Source organism: Bacillus chungangensis, assembly GCF_030812995.1.
GTDB lineage: Bacteria > Bacillota > Bacilli > Bacillales > Bacillaceae_C > Bacillus_CF > Bacillus_CF chungangensis.
Map to the genome: position 1 here is coordinate 80,858 of NZ_JAUSTT010000015.1, position 21,561 is coordinate 102,418.

Genomic DNA, 21,561 nt, shown 5'->3' on the forward strand with positions numbered 1-21,561 from the left:
TCCACCAGATGTTTTTTAGTCTAGTGAATCAAGTCGCCTTCCTTTGCTTTTTTCGCGATATTAGCAGTTAAGCGGTTGACTGGCTTTTTTAGGCCGAGTCCAAAAAGTAACGTACATATAGCATAGATGCCAAGCATGAATAAATCTTTTATTACAACATTTGGCAGCATTCCACCTACTGTTTCCCGCAAGAGGCTAATCGCGTAGGTAAATGGAAGAAAGGGGTTAATTGCTTGGAAAAATGGTGGAGTCACTTGAATTGGAAAGGTGCCTCCCGAGCCTGCCAATTGCAGGACGAGCAATATAATTGCCAGTGCTTTCCCTACATTTCCAAATACAGATACAAAAGTATAGACGATTAACATAAAGACTGTACTAATCAACAAACCAAATAGAACAAAGAATCCCTTATTTACAACATATGCCTTCAAAAGAAAGATGTCCCCCATCGTCACGATGAATGATTGTAGTAAAGCAATCGTTAAAAATGTGAAGAACCTTCCCACATATATTTCATAGCTTTTGTATCTTTCTCCCTTTGCAATATTTACATGGATAAGAGAGATTAACAATAGGGCGCCAACCCATAAAGATAAAGTGGTGAAAAATGGCGACATCGCAGAACCATAATTTGGGATCGGATATAATTTGTTTTCCTTTAGAAGGACAGGATTAGCGAAAAAGTCACTTTCCTTTTCGTAATCATTTTTTAAAATATTTATAATTTCATCAATATCTTCCCGTGCTTTAAAGTCACGTATTTTATTAGCAAACTCGACTACCTTTGCTTGCAATTCGGGGAGCCTTTTTTGAATTTCAGCAATTTCTGTTTTTCCAATAGCAAGTCCTTTAACAGCATCATCTAACATTTTTTCAATTGTTGGTATCGTACTCGTTGCTTCATTTAGTAGTTGTTGGACTTCAGCAGATGTTTTCTGTGCATGCCCAAAAGAGTTCTCAAGTATACTTTGGCCTTCTGCCTCATACAAATTGCGAATGTCTTTGATAATGCCCGTTGTCTCATCCATCCGTGTTTTTACTGTATGAATAAGATCGGATGCGGGTTTTTCTCCATTTTGAATAGCTGTTTTGATGGTCGCTAATAATTGAATTTGAGCTGAAGTGTTTGTTTTTGCTTGTGAAAGCTTATTCATTTCTGGTTCCAGCACTGTACTGCCAGCAAGTTCATTTATTTTATTGAACAACTGTAGAAGTGCATCTATGATACTAATGGATGTTTCTAGTTTTGCAATTGTTTGATCGATGCTTTTCACTGTTACGTTTGGTTCTAAGTCTGATTGTTCTAATAGATCAATTACTTGCGTACTAGATGCAGCCATTTCCTCTATTAATGATAATTCCTGTTTGATATTAGGTCCGATTGTTTTTGCATGGGCCTCACTTTTATCTAAAAACTGATTGATTCTCTCGGTCAGCTGCTGTCCAGTTTGGGCTATTTCTGCTACGATTGGAAGGTTCTTTTGAGCAATGCCGACGATTTCCTCTGCTTTTTGTGCATCTTCCAATGCGCTATTTACTGCTGTTGCAAAGCCAGGAAAATGCTCTTCCACTTTAAATATCCATTCTTCTATCGCACGGATTGATGGCAATTCTCTTTCTAATTCAATGCCAAGCTCATTAAAAATTTTAAAAATCATTTCATTGGCAGTTTTAACAAAATTAGCACTTACTTCTTCAACGACCCCAGTTGCACCTTTAGTCGTAATTTTAGGCGCAATTGCGTTTGTTTTTTCGTTTACATAGTAATGAATGGTCGGTTTAGATAATTCATCCGTTAACACAGTTCCGATTTTTTTACTAAAATCAGCTGGAATTGTTAAACTAGCGTAATAATCGCCTTCCTTTACACCTTTCAATGCTTCCTCCTCATTAACAAAAGTCCAGCCTAAATTTTTATTCTTTTTTAACGAGGAGACAATTTCATTGCCAATGTTTACTACCTGTCCACGAATATTCGTTCCTTCATCTTGATTGCTGACAGCAATGAGAATCCCTTGTGTATTGCTGTAAGGGTCCCATGATGCCTTTATGTTGAACCAAGCATAGAGAGAGGGCAAGACAATCAGTCCGCCAATGATCACCGCTGTCACCCAGTTGGTGATGATGCTTTTCAAGTCATTTTTATAAATATAAAAAATATTTTTCACGCTTTACTCCCTTTCTTTCCTACTTCCATTAATGGTAGAGGATTAAGTACGCTATTTTATCAAAATATTTTTGCTTTCATTTATCCGTTTAGTTTTATGTATTACATTCGAATTTTAGTCAAATGAAAGTAATGGAGTCGCATATATTTTTGAGAAAGGGAGGAATAATTGGCGCTCAGTTCCAGAAACGCCTTATATTTATGAAGAATCCAATGCTATTTTTTTAGAAAAAAATCCAATGGAAAAAAGATTATTTCAATTCATCCTTATCCTTGTTAAGATAAAAGAAATAATAGATTGGAGAGATGTGCAAAGTGCAGGATTCGACTGTTTCTTTTTTACTGACGCTTGTCATTATCGTGATCATTTATACACCAGTTTTTTACCGAATAAATCGCAGAATTGCGAGGCTGGAGGATGAAAACAAGAAATTAAAAAATGAGCTTGAGCAGTTAACAGATAGAAAAAAGAAGGGAGGAAAAAAGTAGTGATAAAAAACCGCTTGAACCTGCTTCTAGTGCAAGGTGTAAAGCGGTTGAAATGGACGCCTTGAAGTGGTCGCATAAGGGATCGGACGGGTCTTGCAAGTTAGTAATAAGCTTGAGATCCTCCTTATTGGCATGATCAAAAACCGCATCGAGGATCAAGCTATTTTAAAACAAGGCTTTATTTCGGCAACATCATAAATAATCCAACGAGGGAGATAATCGGAATTGACATTGCGACGGCATTTGCTACAAAAGCAAAGCTAGTTACTAGATTTTTTGCATCTTCCGACACATCCGCTTTTGTTTGGAGATAAACAAAAAAAGAACCAAATGCCATAACAGCTAAAATGACAAAAGCCGGTACATACAGCTCGCTAAGCGCAGCAACTGGTGTAATATTCATTATTCCGTAAAAGAGGAGGATGACTGGAATTAGTTCCGCGATAGCAATGCCAATAAAAAATGTAAGTTGAATTTTTTGCATATTTTCAGGATTCGCTTTTAATTTCTCTAATTGAATTTTAAAAATAGTCAAGATCGAGAATATTGCAACGATCGAAGCAATAATAAATATATATTCAGATGACAATAGAAAACCTCCTTAGGCCATAGGCAAGAGTAAGATGATGATTGCTATAAAACTTTTCCCTATTATAGCATATTTAAAGAGAGTGAAAATGAAACTTTTATATAGAGGCGCACCTTCTCAATATAAAGGCTCCCTGAGCTAAAAAAGCATTGTTTTCAAAAAGAAAAGGTGATGTATTGATGCTGAAGCTTTCCAGATTTTAATGAATCTCATTCGAACGATTCCAGGGCTATTATTGGCAGCGCTGTTTGTACCTATTTTCGGACGAACACTAATAAAGAACAAGGTTCAATCTTACACAACCAAGTATACAAACGGAAAATTGCCATTGTAGGTAATAGAATGAAGTTGCCTAAACTTGGTCTTGTTCGTTTTGCTAAAAGTCGTGAAGTTGAAGGTCGTATTCTTAATGCGACTATTAGACGGAATCCAAGTGGAAAATACTACTTAGGAATCTCCCACTTCAAACAACCCATAAGGGTGTTAAGTGGTGAGTAGTTCAAATCAGAGTCTTTCAGTACTAAAATGCCTGAGTAATAATATTCTAAAAAAGAGGAAAATAAATGTAGATTTCACCTCGTATGAATGGAATCGGTCAGCTATGATAGTGATAAGACTAAAGGCTAAGTAAGATCGAGACAATCTTCGAAAAAGGAAGCCACTTTTTTTCGTTCGCTGCTGATTCAAGAAGCTTTCCTTGGACGAATCGGACTTTTGACTTTCAGTTAAGATTTCTTCGCTACCTTAAAATTTTGAGGGATCTTGACTTGTAGGAAAAAAATGAAGGAGAAAAAAAGATGGAATCATTATCAATCACAGTACTAGAGACGAGTGATATTCACGGTAATATATACCCGCTTCATTATGCAGCGAATGAGCATGCAAATGTTGGGCTGGGGAAAATAGCTTCATTAATAAAAAAAGAAAGAGAACAAAACAAACATGTTCTCGTTATTGATAATGGTGATTTGATTCAAGGAACGCCGCTTGCATATCATTACGCTAAATATCAATCAGACCAGCCAAACCCAATGGTAAAACTACTAAATGAGCTCCAGTATGATGCCGCAGTTTTTGGCAATCATGAATTCAACTACGGGCAGGAGCTCTTAAAAAGAGCAATAAGCGATTCTCATTTTCCATGGCTATCTGCCAATATTTTAGATGAAAAAACGCAAATACCTTTTTATGGGCAGCCTTATCTCATAAAAGAATTTCCAGAAGGTGTTCGCATCGGTATTCTTGGCTTGATAACTCCTTACATTCCAAACTGGGAGAAGCCGGAGCATATTGTAGGGCTGAAGTTTGAGGATCCTGTTTCATCAGCTAAAAAATGGGTGCGTTTTTTACGAGAACAAGAAAAAGCGGATGTTGTAATCATTTCTTATCATGGCGGTTTTGAACGCGATCTTGATACTGGAGAGCCGACTGAAAGGCTTACCGGAGAGAATCAAGGCTACCAGCTTTGTGAAGAAGTAGAGGGAATTGATCTATTATTAACAGGACATCAACATCGTCCAATTGCAGGAAAAAAAATCAACGGGGTAGCTGTTCTCCAACCAGGCTGCAATGGTATTGCACTAGGAAAAGCAACGCTTAAGCTACAAAAAGAGAATACTGGCTGGAAATGTGTTGATGCTTGTTCTATGCTTTTAAGTACGGAAACAGTTGAAGCTGACCCTCATATATTGTCTTTAACGGAATCCTATGAACGAGCAACACAAAAATGGCTAGACCAACCAATTGGGAAAATTGAAGGCGATATGACGGTAAAAGATCCAATGGAAATCCGCATGAAGGATAACCCATTTATCGAGTTTATTAACTATGTACAAATGCTTGCTGCAGAAGTCGATATATCTACGACCGCTCTTTTTGATAACAAATCACCGGGGTTTCCACAAAATGTAACAATGCGAGATGTCGTATCCAATTATATTTATCCGAATACGTTAAAAGTAATTCGGATTACTGGACAAGATATGAAAGATGCATTAGAGCGCTCGGCATCCTATTTTAAACAATATGATGGCAATGGTACTATTGAAGTACATCCGTCTTTCACAACTCCTAAGCCGCAGCACTACAACTACGATATGTGGGAAGGGATAGATTACCTTATTCATATATCGAAACCAATTGGCGAGCGAATTGTGAAACTGGAATATCAGGGAAAACCAGTTGCGATGGATCAACAATTTGATGTTGTCATGAACAACTATCGGGCTGGGGGCGGCGGCGACTACTTCATGTACCAGAATAAACCTGTTATAAAAGAAATTCCAATTGATGTTTCCGAGCTTATTGCTAATTACTTTTTAGAGAAAAAAGTAGTGAAAGCAACAGTAAACCATAATTGGAAAGTAATATATGATTAAGTTTCTATAAATGAGTGGATTGATGAGGGATGACAGAAACGAGTGTCAAGTGTTCTTTTCTGGCCATCTCTTTTTTTGTATGTGATCGTTTGCTCCATTCGTTATCGCCTTTTTTAAACACTCATACACCCTTCTTTTTGAGCGTTTCATAATACGGTGTTCATAAGAAATGTAATAATGCCAGAATTGTTCATGATAAAAATGTCCTATATGACTGAATATGAAGGATGATTCTTTGTTGCTAGGTTTGAGTTTTTAGCAACAAAATTTGATGAAATTCTGCCTTGACAGCAGCAATGTCCAGCGATGGAAAATACATCAAGCGAATGCAGTAAACTGAAAAAATACCATAAAAACCAGCAGGGAAACAAAATAGCAAAATAGCAAGTGTTACAATGACATCTTTATGAAAAAATATTACTTTCTTTTAACGAAAGGAAAAGATTTAAATAACTTTATACCTATAAAATAAGATTAATACTAATAATATAATACAAAAGAATTATGATAGAATGAGAGTGAGAGGAAAGGAAGTGTGCATGAAGTAGGTCTTAACAATTTTACATAAAATAGTTTTTATTGAATTGAAAACGGTTTACTTCAAGTAAAAGGAAATTCCCTCTCTCTCCATTATGTGAAAAAATTGTATGCATCCTAACATAGGATGAGGTGCCTATCACATAAAAACGGATGACGTTGTTGATTGTTCTGGATGAGCAATATAGAGCACTTCTCATTGAGGATGATTAGGATTTTGCTCCAAAGGAGGTATAGAAACATGCAAGCAATTATTGTAGATGATGAGCCTCTTGCTTTGCAAAGGCTAGAAAGGCTATTGAAGGAATTTAACGGAATAAAAATCGTTAAGACCTTTCAAGATCCTCGTAAAGCGTTGCAATATGTATCCAATCAAGAAATAGACATTGTTTTTTTAGATATTGATATGCCAGAAGTAAATGGGATGATGCTGGCAGATAAATTGATGCAGAAAAAACCTGATATTTCTTTGGTTTTTGTCACTGCTTACAATGAATACGCGGTTGAAGCTTTTGAGCTGAATGCATTAGATTACGTGTTAAAACCTGTGCAAAAAGAACGATTGGCAAAGACTTTATCACGTATACTTAAAGGTGAACAGAAACCAAAAATTAAGCAGGAGGTTATTGAAACAAAAATGCTCTGCCTGTTTCAACATATTTCTTATACAAATCCTTCGATTGGAACGAAAAAAATTAGCTGGAGAACGATGAAAGCACAGGAGTTATTCGCATATCTCGTTCAGAATCGAGGACGAACCATTCATCGAGAGGCACTGATTGATTTATTATGGCCGAATAGTGATTTGGAGAAGGCGATTCCACATCTTCATACAACTATTTATCAAATTAGAAGTACAATTAAAAAACACGGTTTAGCGATACGTATTTCCTATATGGATGAAGGATATCGTATTGAAATGGAAGGAATGAAGTTGGATATAGAGGAGTGGGAAGCAGGAGTAAGAACGCTGCCCCGAGTATCTTTAGAAACAATTGAACAACATCAAGCATTGATGAAGTTATATCGCGGCGATTATTTAGCTGAGCATCTTTATATATGGGCGGAAGGTGAACGGGAAAGATTATTGTTTATTTGGCTTGAACATGCAAAACAAGTGGCCAGCTTTTTTGTACAGAATGAACAATATACGGAAGCGATCCTCATTTATAAACAAATTCAAGCGAAAAATCCATATTTAGAGGATGGCTACCTTGGTTTAATGAAGGTGAATGCAATCCTTGGATATCAGAGTAAAGTTATAAAAGAGTATCAAGCTTTAATGGAACGTTTTCACTTTGATTTAGGAATTGATCCGAGGAAAGAGGTTATTATTTGGTATCGCAACTGGTTGAAATCAATCTGATAGACAAAGTCAATAACGGTCTTTGACCGTTTTTTTAAATTGCATTTTAGTTATTGTAAAGAAAAGAGAAAAACGAGAAGAGAAAGAGAATATTCGTTGTATCTAACTGGAAGTCTAGATAAATCGCATATTTTTGGATTTTTTGCATAACTTTTATAAATTTGAATAATTGCTTTTAAATACCATATCTTTGTTTTTTATGTTCAGAAAATGTTCAGACTATTTTAGTTTAATGAATAGATCAACTTTTAATAGAAAATGGAGGAATTGAAGAAATAATGCCATAACTCCATTACGATAACAATGATAGATGTGAGAGCATTTGTGAAGGATTGATAAAAATGGAGAAAATAAAAGATGAAATGCTGTCTAGCTTATTTCGTGAGCTTTTCTCATCGATCCAAGACATCATGAATAGAACACAATCAACGATGAACGAGCAAAATAGAAAATGCAATGGCAAACAATTGGAAAATGATGAACTGATGATATATGTTGGGTTGCGTTTCATGCAGATGTTACATGAAATAGAAGAAGTAAGAAAGACTAAGGACACCGCTTTTTTTCATTATCGTTATCTTAATTTGCAAACGATCGTATCCGTTTTGTTAGAGACAATGAAGTATCAAGAAGATGTTCGTTCATGCAAATTTATCAATCATGTACCATCTCATTTGCCCAAGGTATATGCAGATGAACAGCAACTCACGCAATTGCTTTCTGAAATATTCTTTATTGCAGTTAAATTATCAACAACAAATCAGCTTGTTGTTGGTGCAAGTGTGGAAGAAGAGATGATGCTTGTCCGAATATGTGATGCCAAGACATCTTTAGCCTCGGAAGCTTTCCACAGTTCCCTTGCAGGGAATCTAATTGAAGTAGAAGAATCAATGTATATATGTAAAAAACTAGTAGAGACGCTTGGTGGGGAAATAGCAATACAATCACCAGGCAATAGAAACTGGAGTGTTTATTTTACGATTCCAATTAAGAAGAAGACTTTACCAAAAAGCGAAAGTATAGCTCATCCAAAGATTTTAAGCAATCATCTCGTTTTACCGACGGCAAAAAGCATATTGGTTGTAATGGATGATCCAATTAGCAAGGATGCTATTCTTTCATCGCTACAGCCAGAATATCAGCTGACAATTATGTCAGAGGGAGAAGAAGTATTAAGAGCATTAAAAAAGAAGTCGCCATGGGATTTAGCGATTATTGATGTAATGCTTCCAACCATGTCAGGATATGAATTGTGCTGCCGGCTTCGGGAACAATTTTCAATGATTGAACTGCCAATTCTAATGACGACTGCTCAAGTACAAGCAACTGACATACAGGCAGGCTATGAAGCGGGAATGAATGACTATATCTCTAAACCAATCAAAGAAGTCGAATTAACAGCTAGAATGCAAACACTTTTGCGAATGAAAGCTGCTGAGCTGGAAAGAATTCGATTACAATCAAGTGTGATGCATGCTCAAATTAAACCGCACTTTTTATATAATACATTAAATACAATTGCCGCACTTGGTGAAGTTGACTCTGATAAAACACATGATTTGTTAATGGAATTTGGCAATTATTTACGAACAAGCTTCGATAAAAAAAACCAAAAGCAGGTAGTTCCTTTTGAACAAGAATTAGCCTTAGTCAAGTCTTATTTATATATTGAAAAAGCCCGGTTTGCTGATCGACTTCGAGTGCACATGAATATACCTTCGAATCTGAACTTCATGCTTCCGCCATTAACGCTGCAGCCACTTGTAGAAAATGCAGTTCATCACGGTATTATGAAACGAATAGAAGGTGGAGATATATGGATCAGTGTCAAGGAAGAAAAAGAATTCATTCATATTACTATAGCAGATAATGGTGTCGGCTTTACAAATGAAAGTGTTGAAGCGATTTTAAAGCATCAAATGGGCAGTGGTATTGGTTTACATACGACGGATCAGCGTTTAAGACTGTTTTATGGTACAGGTTTATCTATTAAAACGACGAAAAACATCGGTACAGAAATCACATTCAAGATCCCCAAGGATAACATAGATTGACAGTAATCCTGAAATATATCAACGTTCCTACTTACGATTTTTACATCAGATGCAATATCTCCCTATATCCATTCAAGTTCAGCATTTGTTCAGTCATGTTGTGTTTTATAAATAGATTAAAGCGATTTGTGGAATAATCACAACAATGAGGTGAGCGAGAATGATGAAATATACAGGCCGGGTTATTCTATTTCTTTTTACTCTCATAACGTTGTTTCTTTTAAATCTCTATTTTATGATGATTGTAGGTTCTATCCGGATAGTGCTGCTCATCAGTTCGGTTTTTATACTTGCTGGAGCATGGTGGTTTGGTTATCAATATGATCGGGTGAAGTATGCATCTGAGATTGATATGCTAACGAAAAATTATAATCGCAGGTTTATATTAAGTGCATTTCCTAAAATGCAAAAGAAAGCACGAAAACAATCATTGCAAATAGGCGTATTTTTTATCGATATTAATAATTTTAAACATATCAATGATTCCTTTGGCCATGATGCTGGAGATCGAGTATTGCAAGGAGTAGGGCGGATTTTAAATGAACTTTTTGAAGAAATTGGCTATGTTGTCCGATGGGGTGGAGATGAATTTATTGTATTGCTCTATATGGCGGAAGTTGAAATGGTGCAGCTGCAAAGAAGTATTTTTAGCAAGTTGGAAGCACTAAGCCAAGAGTTGAAAATAGATGTTGATGCAGCCATTGGCATGATGACCTATCCAAATGATGAAATGAACTTATTAGAAATCATCAGTGCTGCTGATAAAAAAATGTATGATCAAAAAGGATAGGATAATTTGTATGATAAAAGGTTAAGAAGTTGAGGAAACGAGAAAACGGAATAAAAGAAATGAAAAGCAATTATTTGTGAAAAACAGTCAAAAACATGACGTTTTCATCTTCTTACAAATTATTTGACATGAAATCCGTTTGTCTAGTATTTTTGACACATACCAACAAAAGAAAGATGATGAAAATGGCGAAAATCAAAACGAATGCGATGCGCATACTGGATCGTGCAAAAATTGCCTACCAGGTGAGCAGCTACGAAGCAACTGATGGAAAAATAGATGGAGTATCCGTTGCCGAAAAAATTGGACAATCCCCAAAATCCGTGTATAAAACACTCATTGCTCAAGGAGCTAATCACCAACTTTATGTTTTTGTCATTCCGGTAGCAGCGGAGCTAGACTTAAAAAAAGCGGCATCAGCGGCTAAAGAGAAAAAAATAGAAATGCTTCCTGTAAAGGATATGACGAAATATACTGGCTATGTTCGCGGAGGCTGCTCGCCAATTGGGATGAAAAAACATTATCCAACATTTATTGATCATCATGTAAATGATTTGGAAACCATATATGTTAGTGCAGGTAAAATAGGCGTTCAAGTTGCTTTAGCACCTGCGGATTTAATAACAGCTGCCAGCGCTGTTCTCGCTGATTTGACAAAATAAACCGCACTGATTGATCAATCATTAGTATGAGAAATAATTGCCAGTTAACGGGAAAAGGTATGGATTCTATCGTGAAATCATGGTACGATAGCGAGGATATGCTTTTGAAAGATCAGGTGGCGAAGTCTCCAGCTGATTTATCTCGTTTAAGCGCATCTTAAACGAATAACCGGACTATTTACATAGGAGTTGTTAATAATGAGTGCTAGCTTAGAGGAACGCATCGAGAAAGATTTTCTTGGCAGTAAAAGTGTACCAGCTTCTGCTTATTATGGAATCCAAACATTGCGAGCTGTGGAAAATTTTCCGATAACAGGCTATCAAATGGACCCTCATTTAATTAAAGCCATTGCAATTGTTAAAAAAGCAGCTGCGCTAGCAAATATGGAGACAGAGCAGATGAATGGAAAAATTGGACACGCCATTGCTTCAGCGGCAGATGAAGTAATTGCAGGAAAATGGCATGATCAATTTATCGTTGATCCGATCCAAGGGGGAGCAGGCACTTCTATTAACATGAATGCGAATGAAGTGATTGCCAACCGAGCATTGGAATTAATCGGTGAACAAAAAGGAAACTATGAAAAAATTAGTCCTAATACCCATGTAAATATGGCGCAATCGACAAATGATGCTTTTCCAACAGCAATACATATCGCTGTTCTTCAAACATTAGAAAAGCTTTTAGCTTCGATGAAGGACCTTTATTCTGAATTTATGGGGAAATCAAAAGAATTTGATCAAGTGATTAAGATGGGACGGACACACCTACAAGATGCCGTACCGATTAGACTTGGACAAGAATTTGCAGCCTATGCACGTGTGTTAAAAAGAGATATTGAGAGAGTAAAAGCAACCCGTAAACATTTATATGAAGTAAATATAGGTGCAACTGCTGTTGGAACTGGTTTGAATGCTGACCCGAAGTATATTGAAAAAGTAGTGGTGCATTTAAGTGAAATAAGTGGTTTGCCGTTAAGAGGGGCAGAACACCTCGTAGACGCAACTCAAAATACAGATAGCTATGTAGAAGTATCGGCTGCTTTAAAAGTTTGTATGATCAATATGTCCAAAATTGCAAATGATTTACGATTGATGTCCTCAGGGCCAAGAGCAGGGCTGGGGGAGATCACATTGCCTGCTCGTCAGCCGGGTTCTTCTATTATGCCTGGGAAAGTTAATCCCGTCATGGCGGAAGTGTTAAACCAAGTAGCTTTTCAAGTGATTGGGAATGATCATACGATTAGTCTTGCTTCCGAGGCAGGCCAGTTTGAATTGAATGTGATGGAGCCTGTTCTTATTTTTAATTTGCTGCAATCCATTCATATCATGACAAATGTATTTACAGTTTTCCAAAAGCATTGCATCTCTGGCATTAAAGCAAATAAAGAAACATTAGAAAGCTATGTCGAGAATAGCATCGGAATCATAACTGCTATTAATCCACACGTTGGCTATGAAGCAGCCACAGCAATTGCCCGTGAAGCTGAAATAACAGGCACTTCAGTTCGAGAGCTGTGCCTACAGCATGGCATCCTCACTACCGAAGAATTGGAAGCGATTTTACACCCGTTGGAGATGACAGATCCAGGAATCGCGGGCAAAAAGCTATTAGATAAGAAAAAAGATCCGTTGCCGACAGTTTGATCATTTAACGAAGGACACTCGTGCTTTTAAGAAATTGTATTATATGGCGTTAGCCTGCTTGCTGAGAAGAGAGGAGTTCTAGTAAGTAATTATAGAATACAGACTATTATCCCCTTAGCGAACTCATTTTTGGTGGATTATAGTCTGTCTTCTACATTATTGGAGTAACTACTAGCTAGTGAACCCTTTTATCCTATTCATAATTTTTCAGTAGCGTTGCATAAATATTGTTATAATATTCCTCAATATCTTTTCTTCATTTTTTGCCAAAAAGACAAAACCTAAAGAAAAGGTGACACCGTACATTTGGTAAATATATACATTTAAATACTGAGCAACTACGACATTTGCATTATTAAGGGGCTGCTCTTGCCGAGACTTGACGCAGCCAAATGTAATCTGGCTTCCATATTGATGCTTTCAGCCAACGACTAATTTGCAGAATGGATTTATTGCTTTTCATTTCTAAACGGATAAGCACGTGTAAACAATATACATCAGAGCCAAGAAGATTTGATTTTGAATAGCCGTTTCACTCATACCATAAAATTTTTTGATCCTAACATGCTGCTTTAACCATTTGAAAAATAACTCTATGGCCCAGCGTGAACGATAAATTTCACTATCTTTTCGGCGGGAAGATCGAATTTATTCGTGATTAAAAATAGAATCGTTCCTTTTGTGTCTACCACTTCAAGAATACGAAACACATTTTCAGCACGATTTTGTGAAGTACCTAGAAAAACCATCTTATCTGATAAGGCAGGACTTTCTTTAGGAAGAGTAAAGGATTCTATTTCACGAAAGACTGCGTTTTTCTTTAGTCTTGAAACGAAAAAAATCCATCTTCTGTCATTCTGTCGAAACGCTCATAGTCTACATATCCACGGTCAAACACATACATCGCTTCCTTATCATCCACAAGTACTCCCGTTGGACCTGCTTCATAACAAAATTTTAATTGATCTGGATTACCCAGTTTTTTAACTAACTGTCTGATAGAATTTGGTGTATTAGAAATCATTCCAAGATTCCTTGGTTCATTTCTTCCTTCATCTGCGATAGCAACAGCAATTTTTTCCTTTGACACGTCTAAACCTACGTATTTTGTGGTATCCTTCATATTAATGGCTCCTTTCGTAATGCAGCTCTGATTTGGTTTTTTATTTAGTAACAAGTCTAACCAAGTTAACCTGCGATATTACGAGTAAGGGGCCAGTTTCGTTCATGATAACTTTATAAAGTTATCTGGACTGAAAAGGTGAAATCGAGTTTCTAACATACCTTCATAATTTCTATACCAAATAATCTTAAAGGAAAACCTATAGCATAAGTATGGTTGTTAATTTGACTTACTGGAAAAATAAATATGGAAATGAAAGATAAAATGATACTTCCTAAAGCAAGTTTAAGTTTTAACATAATATCTCACTTTTCGAGAAAATTTAATCCATGATTAATTTTATCCTTTTTTAATCAAAAAAAGAATAACTTGACTTATATGGGTTATATATTGTACTCTTTATTAGAGTATAAATTTACAAACGAGGGGGGAAGTGGAAATGAAAAGAATATCTTTCCTTGTAATGTCATTAATGCTGTTGTTTGGTTTTTCACCTTTGACAACTAATGCTGCAGACAAAGTGGATTTATTAGAAGTTGAAAAACAAGTTAATGAATTAGAGAAAAAGTATGGTTTTGAAGAAGTGGATTTAAGTACGATTCCAGAAGATCAAATTTTTAAATTTGATTCAGGTGAAGAATTTGAACAATTTATCAAAGCCCTTCAACAACCTCGTGAATTTACTCAATCTATTAAAGTATCTCCTCAGGCTTCTCCTACAGATTTTGATATACTTACAACATATTATAATGATTCTGACGTTATTAGTTGGTGGGCGCCTTTCCTTCGCTCCGGTACCGCAAATTTGGATTGACAACCGTCGCGTATTGCCCATCTCCCTCTAGTGCCCGCCGAACGCCGAACCAAAAAGAAAAAAGAGCAGCATTTGCTACTCTTTTAATTATTTTACTTAATATCATTCAAACTTAATGCAGTGTTATAATCGTTGTCACCTACATGGAAATATAAATTAAATCTAGCACTTCCTGTAGGTACAGAATAATCGAAATACAAACGAGAGTAAGCTAATCTTGAGCTTGTTTCATACTTTCTCGGTGTACTTAAATTGACATTACTGTAACTTCCACCAATAATAGAAACCGATTCCGAATGCGAACTAACAATATAATCATTATTAGCACCACTTACAATCACAAAATCTGTAAGATATGATGCATTTAATAACCCCATATACCAGTAAGACTTAACTTGGTAACTACCTGCTGAGATAAAAGGAACAATAGCACTCTCTTTATCTTCAACTTTTTCAGATCCAAATAATATCTTTGAACCATCATCAAATGTAAGAGTTTTAGATTCACCTACAGAAATAGTATCTAGTTGTTGTAATGCTTTATCTAAATTCGCTTGTTTCATAGAATCAATCTGTTTACCGTCTTGTAATTTTTTTATTAAATTATTTTGTACATTTTCATCAATACCAAGTGCTGAAAAATTTTCTCTGATTTCATTTTCATTTTCATTTACCCAATTTTCCATATCACTATTGGAATCACCGAATGCAAAAGCTTGAGGGACAACCAACACGAACATCGCAATACTCAAAATAAACGACCCAATTTTTTTCTTCATTTTGACAGCCTCCCTAATATTTTATTTGCACTTCAATTCCAATTATACCAAAAATATAGAAAAAGTAAATAATTAAAAATATTATGTTATTTTTATGTGAAATAAAAATATCAAAAGAAAGGAGATACTTATGGAAAAGAAATTAACAAAATCAAAAAAAGATAGATATTTACTTGGTGTATGTGGAGGCATTGCTAACTATTTCGGAGTAGATTCAAGATTAATTAGAATAATTTTCGTCTTTACCCCTGCTTCCATTTTATTTTACTTACTTTTAGGTTATTTTTTACATGAAGATAATAACTTGTACTGATAAAATCAAAAAAGAACAACTTAATGTTAGTCTTTTATCCCACATCTAACTGCGAGTCAAGACTCCCACCTCAAGGGTTAGAGTAATCGAGAAGTCTAGGTTGGAGATAACTGAAAGTCAAATGTCCGATTGGTTCAGGCCGACAGGATGTCGGTCACAACGGCGTTGCAACAGCTCAGCCTTTGTTCTATTTTTTTGAGTAGGGGAGAGAACCCCACTATGGAAGGATATGAACGTAACTTTCAAGGCCCTACCCTAATTTTTTAAAAATGTGCTGTTTTAGGGCAACCTTAAGAAAAAACCACTATTTTAGTGTTCTCACAAAAAACTTTATAGGGAGTGGCGGGCATGATAACCTCTTGGGTGTAGCCAATTTATCTTATTAATTGGCGTCTTGGCGTAAGACTCATGCCCGCAGAGGACTCCGTGTCAAGTTTTTATACTTCGACGAAGCACCTTATTCACGGACCTTCATTGGTTAAGCACACGGCACGAAGGTAAAAATACTCTACGACGATGTATACCATATCCCGTTGGACCTGCTTCATAACAAAATTTTAATTGATCTGGATTACCCAGTTTTTTAACTAACTATCTGATAGAATTTGGTGTATTAGAAATCATCCCAAGATACCTTGGTTCATTTCTTCCTTCATCTGCGATAGCAACAGCAATTTTTTCCTTTGACACGTCTAAACCTACGTATTTTGTGGTATCCTTCATATTAATGGCTTCTTTCGTAATGCAGCTCTGATTTGGTTTTCTATTTAGTAACAAGTCTAACCAAGTTAACCTGCGATATTACGAGTAAGGGGCCAGTTACTTTATATCGCTTAGCGAAAGCTTGTAAAGAGTAGCTTTCGCTATTCCTTTGCTCTCTTCTTCATTCGTTTTAAAATTTCACTTCGCAACAAAGCACAATAATCTTGTTCTTCTGGTGAACGCAAATAGATACGATTATAGACTATACGCTTCTAACAATTCTTTATTAACCATTTCACTTGGAGATTTCCGTTCTTTTTCCACATACCGACCACGTTCTTCACACATACACCCAACCCTCACTTTTATGCACATAATTATTTAATCCAACATGCCAATATGCCATCACATCAACAGCACCATTTGCCACTTCGTTATTATCATCATCAAGAAGAATTAAGTCACCATCCTTCACATCATCAAGATTCAATTCTTTATGAATTTTCTTCAACAAACCACCGTAGGAAATTAAGCGTTTGTAAGCTAATGCTGTATCTAAATCTTTCACTGTTTGAACATTTTCTGGCGTCACTTTATTACCACGAATGACATCTGTATCCTTCATTGGCATTTGATTCTCTGCACATATCGTATTAAACTATTAGACATCTAATTCCTACTTGACCAATAGGTATTATTGAGGTATAGTGATGCTTACATTAAAAAGAGGAGGAGAACGAAGGTGAATACGCTGTTAATCATAGGGAACATCATCGTTTTTTTATTACTGGTGTTCGGACTATTTGTGATGCAAAAGAAGCATGTTTCATTTTCCGTCCGTGTTTTTACAGCACTAGGGATCGGAATTGTTTTTGGCCTTGTCATTCATCTTATATATGGAACAACTTCTGACATTACAAATGGATCGCTTGAGTGGTTTAATATCGTTGGCACTGGCTATATTAAGCTGTTGCAAATGATCGTGATGCCGCTTGTATTTATTTCGATCGTCATGGCTTTTACAAAGCTGAAATTAACGAATAATCTTGGAAAAATAAGTGCGTTGATCATTGGGATTTTGATTGGTACAACAGCAATTGCTGCTTTCATTGGGATCGTGACCGCTCTCGGTTTGAATTTAGAAGCAATTGAACTTCAAGAAGGGGAGGCTGAGGCTGCCCGCAATGCGGCTTTAGTAGAAAGAGTCGATACGGTAGAGAATATGACCGTTCCTCAGCAAATCATTGAGCTGCTTCCTGGGAACCCATTTCTTGATTTTACGGGAGCAAGACCGACTTCAACAATTGCGATTGTTATTTTTGCTAGTATCATTGGGCTAGCTTATCTAGGGATAAAACGAAAAGAACCCGAGCAAGCTGCATTTTTTGCAAAAATCATTTCTAGTATTCATACGATTGTTATGCGCGTTGTGACACTGATTCTTCGCCTGACACCATATGGCGTGTTGGCATTGATGACGAAAGTGACGGCTTCAAGTGATTATAGTGCTATTGCCAAGCTAGGTAAATTTGTGATCGCTTCTTATTTAGCATTAATTATTATGTTTTTGATTCATTTAGTATTGTTGGCGATTGCGAAAATAAATCCAATCACTTATTTGAAAAAAGCGATGCCAGCTTTAACATTTGCCTTTACTTCTCGTTCAAGTGCGGGTACATTACCGATAAATATAAAAACACAGACGAAAGCATTCGGCGTTTCGGAAGGGGTGGCCAATTTTGCTGGTTCCTTTGGTTTAACAATTGGCCAGAATGGCTGTGCCGGCATCTATCCAGCGATGTTGGCGGTAATGGTCGCACCAACAGTTGGCATCAATCCTTTAGACCCATCGTTTATCGTCAGCCTAATTGCTGTCGTTGCTATTAGCTCATTTGGAGTGGCTGGTGTTGGAGGAGGGGCAACCTTTGCAGCGCTTCTTGTTTTATCTGCTTTAAATTTGCCGATTGCGATTGTTGGGCTCCTGATTTCAGTTGAGCCTTTAATCGATATGGGACGTACAGCGTTAAATGTGAGCGGCAGCATGACAGCTGGTCTTTTAACTGGAAAAGCAACAGGCGAGCTGGATAAAGAAGTATATGATCAACTCACAGCTCGTGTCGATCAGGCGTAGATGAAGCAGGGCAGTCAGCCCTGCTATTCATTTTCAATAGATGCATGTTGAATTTGATAAATGCCTGTTGGATGCATGCTGAAGCCTTTGACTTTGTCGCTGACACCTGTTAAATATTCCTGATGGTGGATATAGAGCATCGGCGCCAACTCTACTAATCTCTCCTGTGCATCTCTGTAAATAGTCCGGCGTTTATCCTCATCTGACTCTTCTCTCCCTGCTTCTAATAGCTCATCTAATGTTGGATCAGCAAGGAATGTCCTGTTTCCAGGCTCTCCAGCATTTTCAGAATGGAAAAGCGGTGACATGGCATAATCGGCATCACCGGTAGACGCAGACCAACCGAGAATAAACATATCGTGTTTTCCGGCAGATGTTTGATCAAGATATGCTCCCCATTCCATTACTTCAATCTTCACATCAATGCCTAACTCTTTTAGATTTGCTTGGACAAATTCGGCAATATCAATGCGCTGAGGGTTGTCATTTGTCCAAATTGTTGTAGAGAAGCCATTTTCATAACCTGCTTCTGCCAGCAACGCTTTTGCTTTTTCAATATCGTATGGAAGTGCTTCGACTGAATCGTCATAACCCCAAACGTCTGGTGCAATTGGACTTTTTGCAGGAACCCCAGTTCCTTCATATATTCCTTGAAGAATGCCTTCTTTATCAATTGCCATTGAAATGGCCTGCCGTACTTTAACGTTGTCAAAAGGTTCCTTTTGTACGTTAAAGCCAATATAGGCGAGGCTGATGCTAAGCTGGCGGTTTAAATGGGCTTTGTCAAGATTATCGATGCGCGCCATATCGCTAGGCGCAATCACATCTGCAATGTGGGAAACGCCCGTTTCGAGTTCAGCTACTCGAGTCAACCCTTCTGGTACGACTTTAAATAATACAGAATCTACTTTTACTTTATCTCCCCAATAGTCATCATTTTTTACAAGTCTAATAAATTCATTGGATTTCCACTGATCAAATTTAAAAAAACCCGTTCCTGTAGGATTTGATGTCACATAAGCACCTGGATCGTCTCCGTTTTTCATGCCTTCATAATCTTTTTTTATCGCTTCTAAGCTGATCATTTGGCCGCCGCTGTGTGAAAGGTGTGTAAGCAATGGAGCGAATGGATATGACGTCATAATTTGTACAGTATGGGGATCGATAACTTTGACTTCGGAAACCATTGTAAACAAAAATGAACGTGGTGAAGCAATGTTTGGGTCTGTAATCCTCTCAAGGTTTGCTTTTACAACTTCCGCATTAAAATCAGAGCCATCATGAAAGACGACGCCTTCTTTTAGCTTAAATTCCCAAGTCAGCTCATCTATTTGCTGCCAGCTTTCAGCTAGTCTAGGTTGAATGGTCATTTTCTCATCTTGGGAAACGAGCGGTTCATAAATATTAAATGTGATGTTAGCAGATGGAACATCGTTTGCTTTATGCGGATCTAGAGATACTGCGTCAGATAAAAGCGCAAAGATTAATTCATTACTAGCATCCTTTTGTGTGCCATTTTCTTTTTTCCCTTCCTGATCTTTTATATTCCCAGTTGAATCGACTTTTTCTTGGGCACAGGCTGTCAAGAGGAGTGAGAAAGCCAGCAAGAAAACAAACAGAATGGTTTTGTTCTCCTTTTTCAACTTATAATTCCCCCTTTTGGAATATTTAGAAAAAATAATAACTATATGTTAACGTATGGAAAGAAATTTAACAAGTAAAACTTTTTTAAAAATTAGAAAAATATATCACCATTCACCATATTTTTAAGCTAAAATAGACTTTGATAAAGTGAAACTTCCATCAGTGGGGGTTTTCTCTCATCCCCCATAAAAAAAGGATCTCAAGCTAAAAACGCGACGTCCTCGAAAAAGGAAACCGCTTTTTCTTCGTGCGATGTTGATTCAAGAAGCTTTCCTTATCCTGTAGGCCCGAACCAATCGGACATTTGACTTTCAGTTATCCCCACCTAGCGCTTCTGATTCCTCTTACTCCCCGAGGTGGGGGTCTTACTGCCAGTTAGATGTGGGATAAAACTGGCATTTATTCCAATGTCTAAAGAATATTTGCCTGGAAGTGTCATTTTAATGAAGGAAAGGGTGTGTCCGATGAAAGGTAATATGGCAGAAACATCAATGGTAAAGGTTCAATCAGGAAATACAAAACTTGCTAATTTGTCTTCGTTTTACAAAAGATTGAAACGAAATAAAGCTGCAATGGCTGGAGGGTATTTGATACTATTCCTTTTTTTAACTGCCCTCTTGGGACCCTATTTTACCCAGTATGACCCTACCATACCTGATTACACTGCGAAACTAGAAAGTCCATCAAAAGTACATTGGTTTGGAACTGATCATCACGGACGGGATATTTTTACAAGAATTATTCATGGGATGCCGATTACATTTTATGTTGGTTTCGTTTCTGTGTTGATCGGATCATTTTTTGGGATCGGAATTGGCCTTATTTCTGGGTATTATGGCGGAATGATGGATGCTGTTCTGATGCGTGTGATGGATGTACTGCTAGCTTTTCCAGGGATTTTGCTTGCGCTTGCTATTGTCAGTGTATTAGGTGGAAGCTTAACAAATGTCATTATTGCTGTTGGAATTTTTTCCATTCCAACTTTTGCCCGCATCGTCCGGGGTTCAACCCTTGCTGTCAGAAAGCTAGAATATATTGACGCTGTAAAAGCATTAGGGGCGACAGATATGAAAATTATTTTTCAACATATCTTGCCAAATATTTTATCACCAATCATTGTACAAGCAACGCTGCGAATTGCAACAGCGATTTTAACAGCATCTGGCCTTTCTTTTCTTGGACTAGGTGCACAGCCGCCTACTCCTGAATGGGGGGCAATGCTAAGTGCAGGGCGAAGTTATATGTTTGATCATCCACACGCTGCATTTTTTCCAGGAATCGCGATTGTGATTGTCGTCTTAGCTTTTAATATATTCGGAGATGGACTTAGAGATGCCCTTGATCCTAAAATGAAAAAAGGCGAAAGCAGGTGAACC

The 21,561-nt window shown here is 37.0% G+C and carries 17 protein-coding genes and 2 pseudogenes; 12 read left to right on the plus strand and 7 right to left on the minus strand.

Annotated features, from left to right (window positions below; translation table 11 throughout):
• Positions 1-20: 20 nt before the first annotated feature.
• Positions 21-2,168 carry a YhgE/Pip domain-containing protein gene (locus tag J2S08_RS13110; protein ID WP_307230202.1) on the minus strand — a complete coding sequence of 716 codons (2,148 nt, stop codon included), beginning with the start codon at positions 2,166-2,168 and terminating at the stop codon, positions 21-23.
• Between the two features lie 314 nt (positions 2,169-2,482).
• Between J2S08_RS13110 and J2S08_RS13115 the strand changes: the two genes are divergently transcribed.
• Positions 2,483-2,656 (plus strand): LapA family protein, encoded by a 174-nt coding sequence (locus J2S08_RS13115; protein ID WP_307230205.1) that lies wholly within the window; start codon positions 2,483-2,485, stop codon positions 2,654-2,656.
• 178 nt (positions 2,657-2,834) lie between these two features.
• Here J2S08_RS13115 and J2S08_RS13120 read toward each other — a convergent pair whose 3' ends face one another.
• Positions 2,835-3,245, minus strand: coding sequence for a hypothetical protein (locus J2S08_RS13120; RefSeq protein ID WP_307230207.1), 411 nt, complete (start codon positions 3,243-3,245; stop codon positions 2,835-2,837).
• A gap of 277 nt (positions 3,246-3,522) precedes the next feature.
• Between J2S08_RS13120 and J2S08_RS13125 the strand changes: the two are divergent.
• From J2S08_RS13125 to aspA, 7 genes and pseudogenes are all read left to right on the plus strand, one after another.
• A pseudogene (locus J2S08_RS13125) lies at positions 3,523-3,701 on the plus strand (IS200/IS605 family element RNA-guided endonuclease TnpB); the annotation flags it as partial.
• Between the two features lie 341 nt (positions 3,702-4,042).
• A complete protein-coding gene (locus tag J2S08_RS13130) occupies positions 4,043-5,623 on the plus strand; it encodes a bifunctional metallophosphatase/5'-nucleotidase (protein ID WP_307230209.1) in 1,581 nt (526 codons plus the stop codon).
• A 778-nt stretch (positions 5,624-6,401) separates the two neighbouring features.
• Positions 6,402-7,526 (plus strand): response regulator, encoded by a 1,125-nt coding sequence (locus tag J2S08_RS13135; RefSeq protein WP_307230211.1) that lies wholly within the window; start codon positions 6,402-6,404, stop codon positions 7,524-7,526.
• A 341-nt stretch (positions 7,527-7,867) separates the two neighbouring features.
• Positions 7,868-9,580 (plus strand): histidine kinase, encoded by a 1,713-nt coding sequence (locus tag J2S08_RS13140; protein ID WP_307230213.1) that lies wholly within the window; start codon positions 7,868-7,870, stop codon positions 9,578-9,580.
• Positions 9,581-9,740: 160 nt separating this feature from the next.
• Positions 9,741-10,370, plus strand: coding sequence for a GGDEF domain-containing protein (locus J2S08_RS13145; protein WP_307230215.1), 630 nt, complete (start codon positions 9,741-9,743; stop codon positions 10,368-10,370).
• Between the two features lie 185 nt (positions 10,371-10,555).
• On the plus strand, positions 10,556-11,032 hold the full coding sequence (ybaK, locus tag J2S08_RS13150) for a Cys-tRNA(Pro) deacylase (protein ID WP_307230217.1): 477 nt from the start codon (positions 10,556-10,558) through the stop codon (positions 11,030-11,032).
• A 198-nt stretch (positions 11,033-11,230) separates the two neighbouring features.
• Positions 11,231-12,679: an aspartate ammonia-lyase gene (aspA, locus tag J2S08_RS13155; protein ID WP_307230219.1), complete on the plus strand. Its 1,449-nt coding sequence runs from the start codon at positions 11,231-11,233 to the stop codon at positions 12,677-12,679.
• A gap of 355 nt (positions 12,680-13,034) precedes the next feature.
• On the opposite strand, the pseudogene J2S08_RS13160 reads toward aspA, so the two are convergent.
• Positions 13,035-13,607, minus strand: a pseudogene (locus tag J2S08_RS13160) (IS4 family transposase); the annotation flags it as partial.
• A 634-nt stretch (positions 13,608-14,241) separates the two neighbouring features.
• On the opposite strand from J2S08_RS13160, the gene J2S08_RS13165 reads away from it, so the two are divergent.
• Positions 14,242-14,616, plus strand: coding sequence for a hypothetical protein (locus tag J2S08_RS13165; protein ID WP_307230221.1), 375 nt, complete (start codon positions 14,242-14,244; stop codon positions 14,614-14,616).
• Positions 14,617-14,708: 92 nt separating this feature from the next.
• Here the strand turns inward: J2S08_RS13165 and J2S08_RS13170 are convergent, their stop codons facing one another.
• Positions 14,709-15,395 carry a hypothetical protein gene (locus J2S08_RS13170; RefSeq protein WP_307230223.1) on the minus strand — a complete coding sequence of 229 codons (687 nt, stop codon included), beginning with the start codon at positions 15,393-15,395 and terminating at the stop codon, positions 14,709-14,711.
• A gap of 130 nt (positions 15,396-15,525) precedes the next feature.
• Here J2S08_RS13170 and J2S08_RS13175 point away from each other — a divergent pair, with 130 nt between their 5' ends.
• Positions 15,526-15,708, plus strand: a complete 183-nt coding sequence (locus J2S08_RS13175) for a PspC domain-containing protein (protein ID WP_307230225.1) — start codon at positions 15,526-15,528, stop codon at positions 15,706-15,708.
• Positions 15,709-16,299: 591 nt separating this feature from the next.
• Here the strand turns inward: J2S08_RS13175 and J2S08_RS13180 are convergent.
• Together J2S08_RS13180 and J2S08_RS13185 are read right to left on the minus strand one after the other, a co-directional pair.
• Entirely contained in the window at positions 16,300-16,431 is a 132-nt protein-coding gene (locus tag J2S08_RS13180) for a hypothetical protein (RefSeq protein WP_307230227.1), read from the minus strand.
• Between the two features lie 319 nt (positions 16,432-16,750).
• A complete protein-coding gene (locus J2S08_RS13185; protein WP_307230229.1) occupies positions 16,751-17,041 on the minus strand; it encodes a protein rep in 291 nt (96 codons plus the stop codon).
• 111 nt (positions 17,042-17,152) lie between these two features.
• Between J2S08_RS13185 and J2S08_RS13190 the strand changes: the two genes are divergently transcribed.
• Positions 17,153-18,541, plus strand: coding sequence for an L-cystine transporter (locus J2S08_RS13190; protein WP_307230231.1), 1,389 nt, complete (start codon positions 17,153-17,155; stop codon positions 18,539-18,541).
• A 23-nt stretch (positions 18,542-18,564) separates the two neighbouring features.
• On the opposite strand, the gene J2S08_RS13195 is transcribed toward J2S08_RS13190, so the two are convergent.
• Positions 18,565-20,184 (minus strand): glutathione ABC transporter substrate-binding protein, encoded by a 1,620-nt coding sequence (locus tag J2S08_RS13195; RefSeq protein WP_307230233.1) that lies wholly within the window; start codon positions 20,182-20,184, stop codon positions 18,565-18,567.
• Between the two features lie 492 nt (positions 20,185-20,676).
• On the opposite strand from J2S08_RS13195, the gene J2S08_RS13200 reads away from it, so the two are divergent.
• Positions 20,677-21,558 (plus strand): ABC transporter permease, encoded by an 882-nt coding sequence (locus J2S08_RS13200; RefSeq protein ID WP_307230284.1) that lies wholly within the window; start codon positions 20,677-20,679, stop codon positions 21,556-21,558.
• The last annotated feature ends 3 nt before the right edge of the window (positions 21,559-21,561 follow it).

What these genes read in the sequence shown, in the direction of transcription:
- J2S08_RS13130 (WP_307230209.1), top strand. Translation starts at nt 4,043, where the DNA reads ATGGAATCATTATCAATCACAGTACTAGAGACGAGTGATATTCACGGT.
- J2S08_RS13135 (WP_307230211.1), top strand. Translation starts at nt 6,402, where the DNA reads ATGCAAGCAATTATTGTAGATGATGAGCCTCTTGCTTTGCAAAGGCTA.
- J2S08_RS13140 (WP_307230213.1), top strand. Translation starts at nt 7,868, where the DNA reads ATGGAGAAAATAAAAGATGAAATGCTGTCTAGCTTATTTCGTGAGCTT.
- J2S08_RS13145 (WP_307230215.1), top strand. Translation starts at nt 9,741, where the DNA reads ATGATGAAATATACAGGCCGGGTTATTCTATTTCTTTTTACTCTCATA.
- ybaK (WP_307230217.1), top strand. Translation starts at nt 10,556, where the DNA reads ATGGCGAAAATCAAAACGAATGCGATGCGCATACTGGATCGTGCAAAA.
- aspA (WP_307230219.1), top strand. Translation starts at nt 11,231, where the DNA reads ATGAGTGCTAGCTTAGAGGAACGCATCGAGAAAGATTTTCTTGGCAGT.
- J2S08_RS13165 (WP_307230221.1), top strand. Translation starts at nt 14,242, where the DNA reads ATGAAAAGAATATCTTTCCTTGTAATGTCATTAATGCTGTTGTTTGGT.
- J2S08_RS13170 (WP_307230223.1), bottom strand. Translation starts at nt 15,395, where the DNA reads ATGAAGAAAAAAATTGGGTCGTTTATTTTGAGTATTGCGATGTTCGTG.
- J2S08_RS13175 (WP_307230225.1), top strand. Translation starts at nt 15,526, where the DNA reads ATGGAAAAGAAATTAACAAAATCAAAAAAAGATAGATATTTACTTGGT.
- J2S08_RS13180 (WP_307230227.1), bottom strand. Translation starts at nt 16,431, where the DNA reads ATGAAGGATACCACAAAATACGTAGGTTTAGACGTGTCAAAGGAAAAA.
- J2S08_RS13185 (WP_307230229.1), bottom strand. Translation starts at nt 17,041, where the DNA reads ATGCCAATGAAGGATACAGATGTCATTCGTGGTAATAAAGTGACGCCA.
- J2S08_RS13200 (WP_307230284.1), top strand. Translation starts at nt 20,677, where the DNA reads ATGGTAAAGGTTCAATCAGGAAATACAAAACTTGCTAATTTGTCTTCG.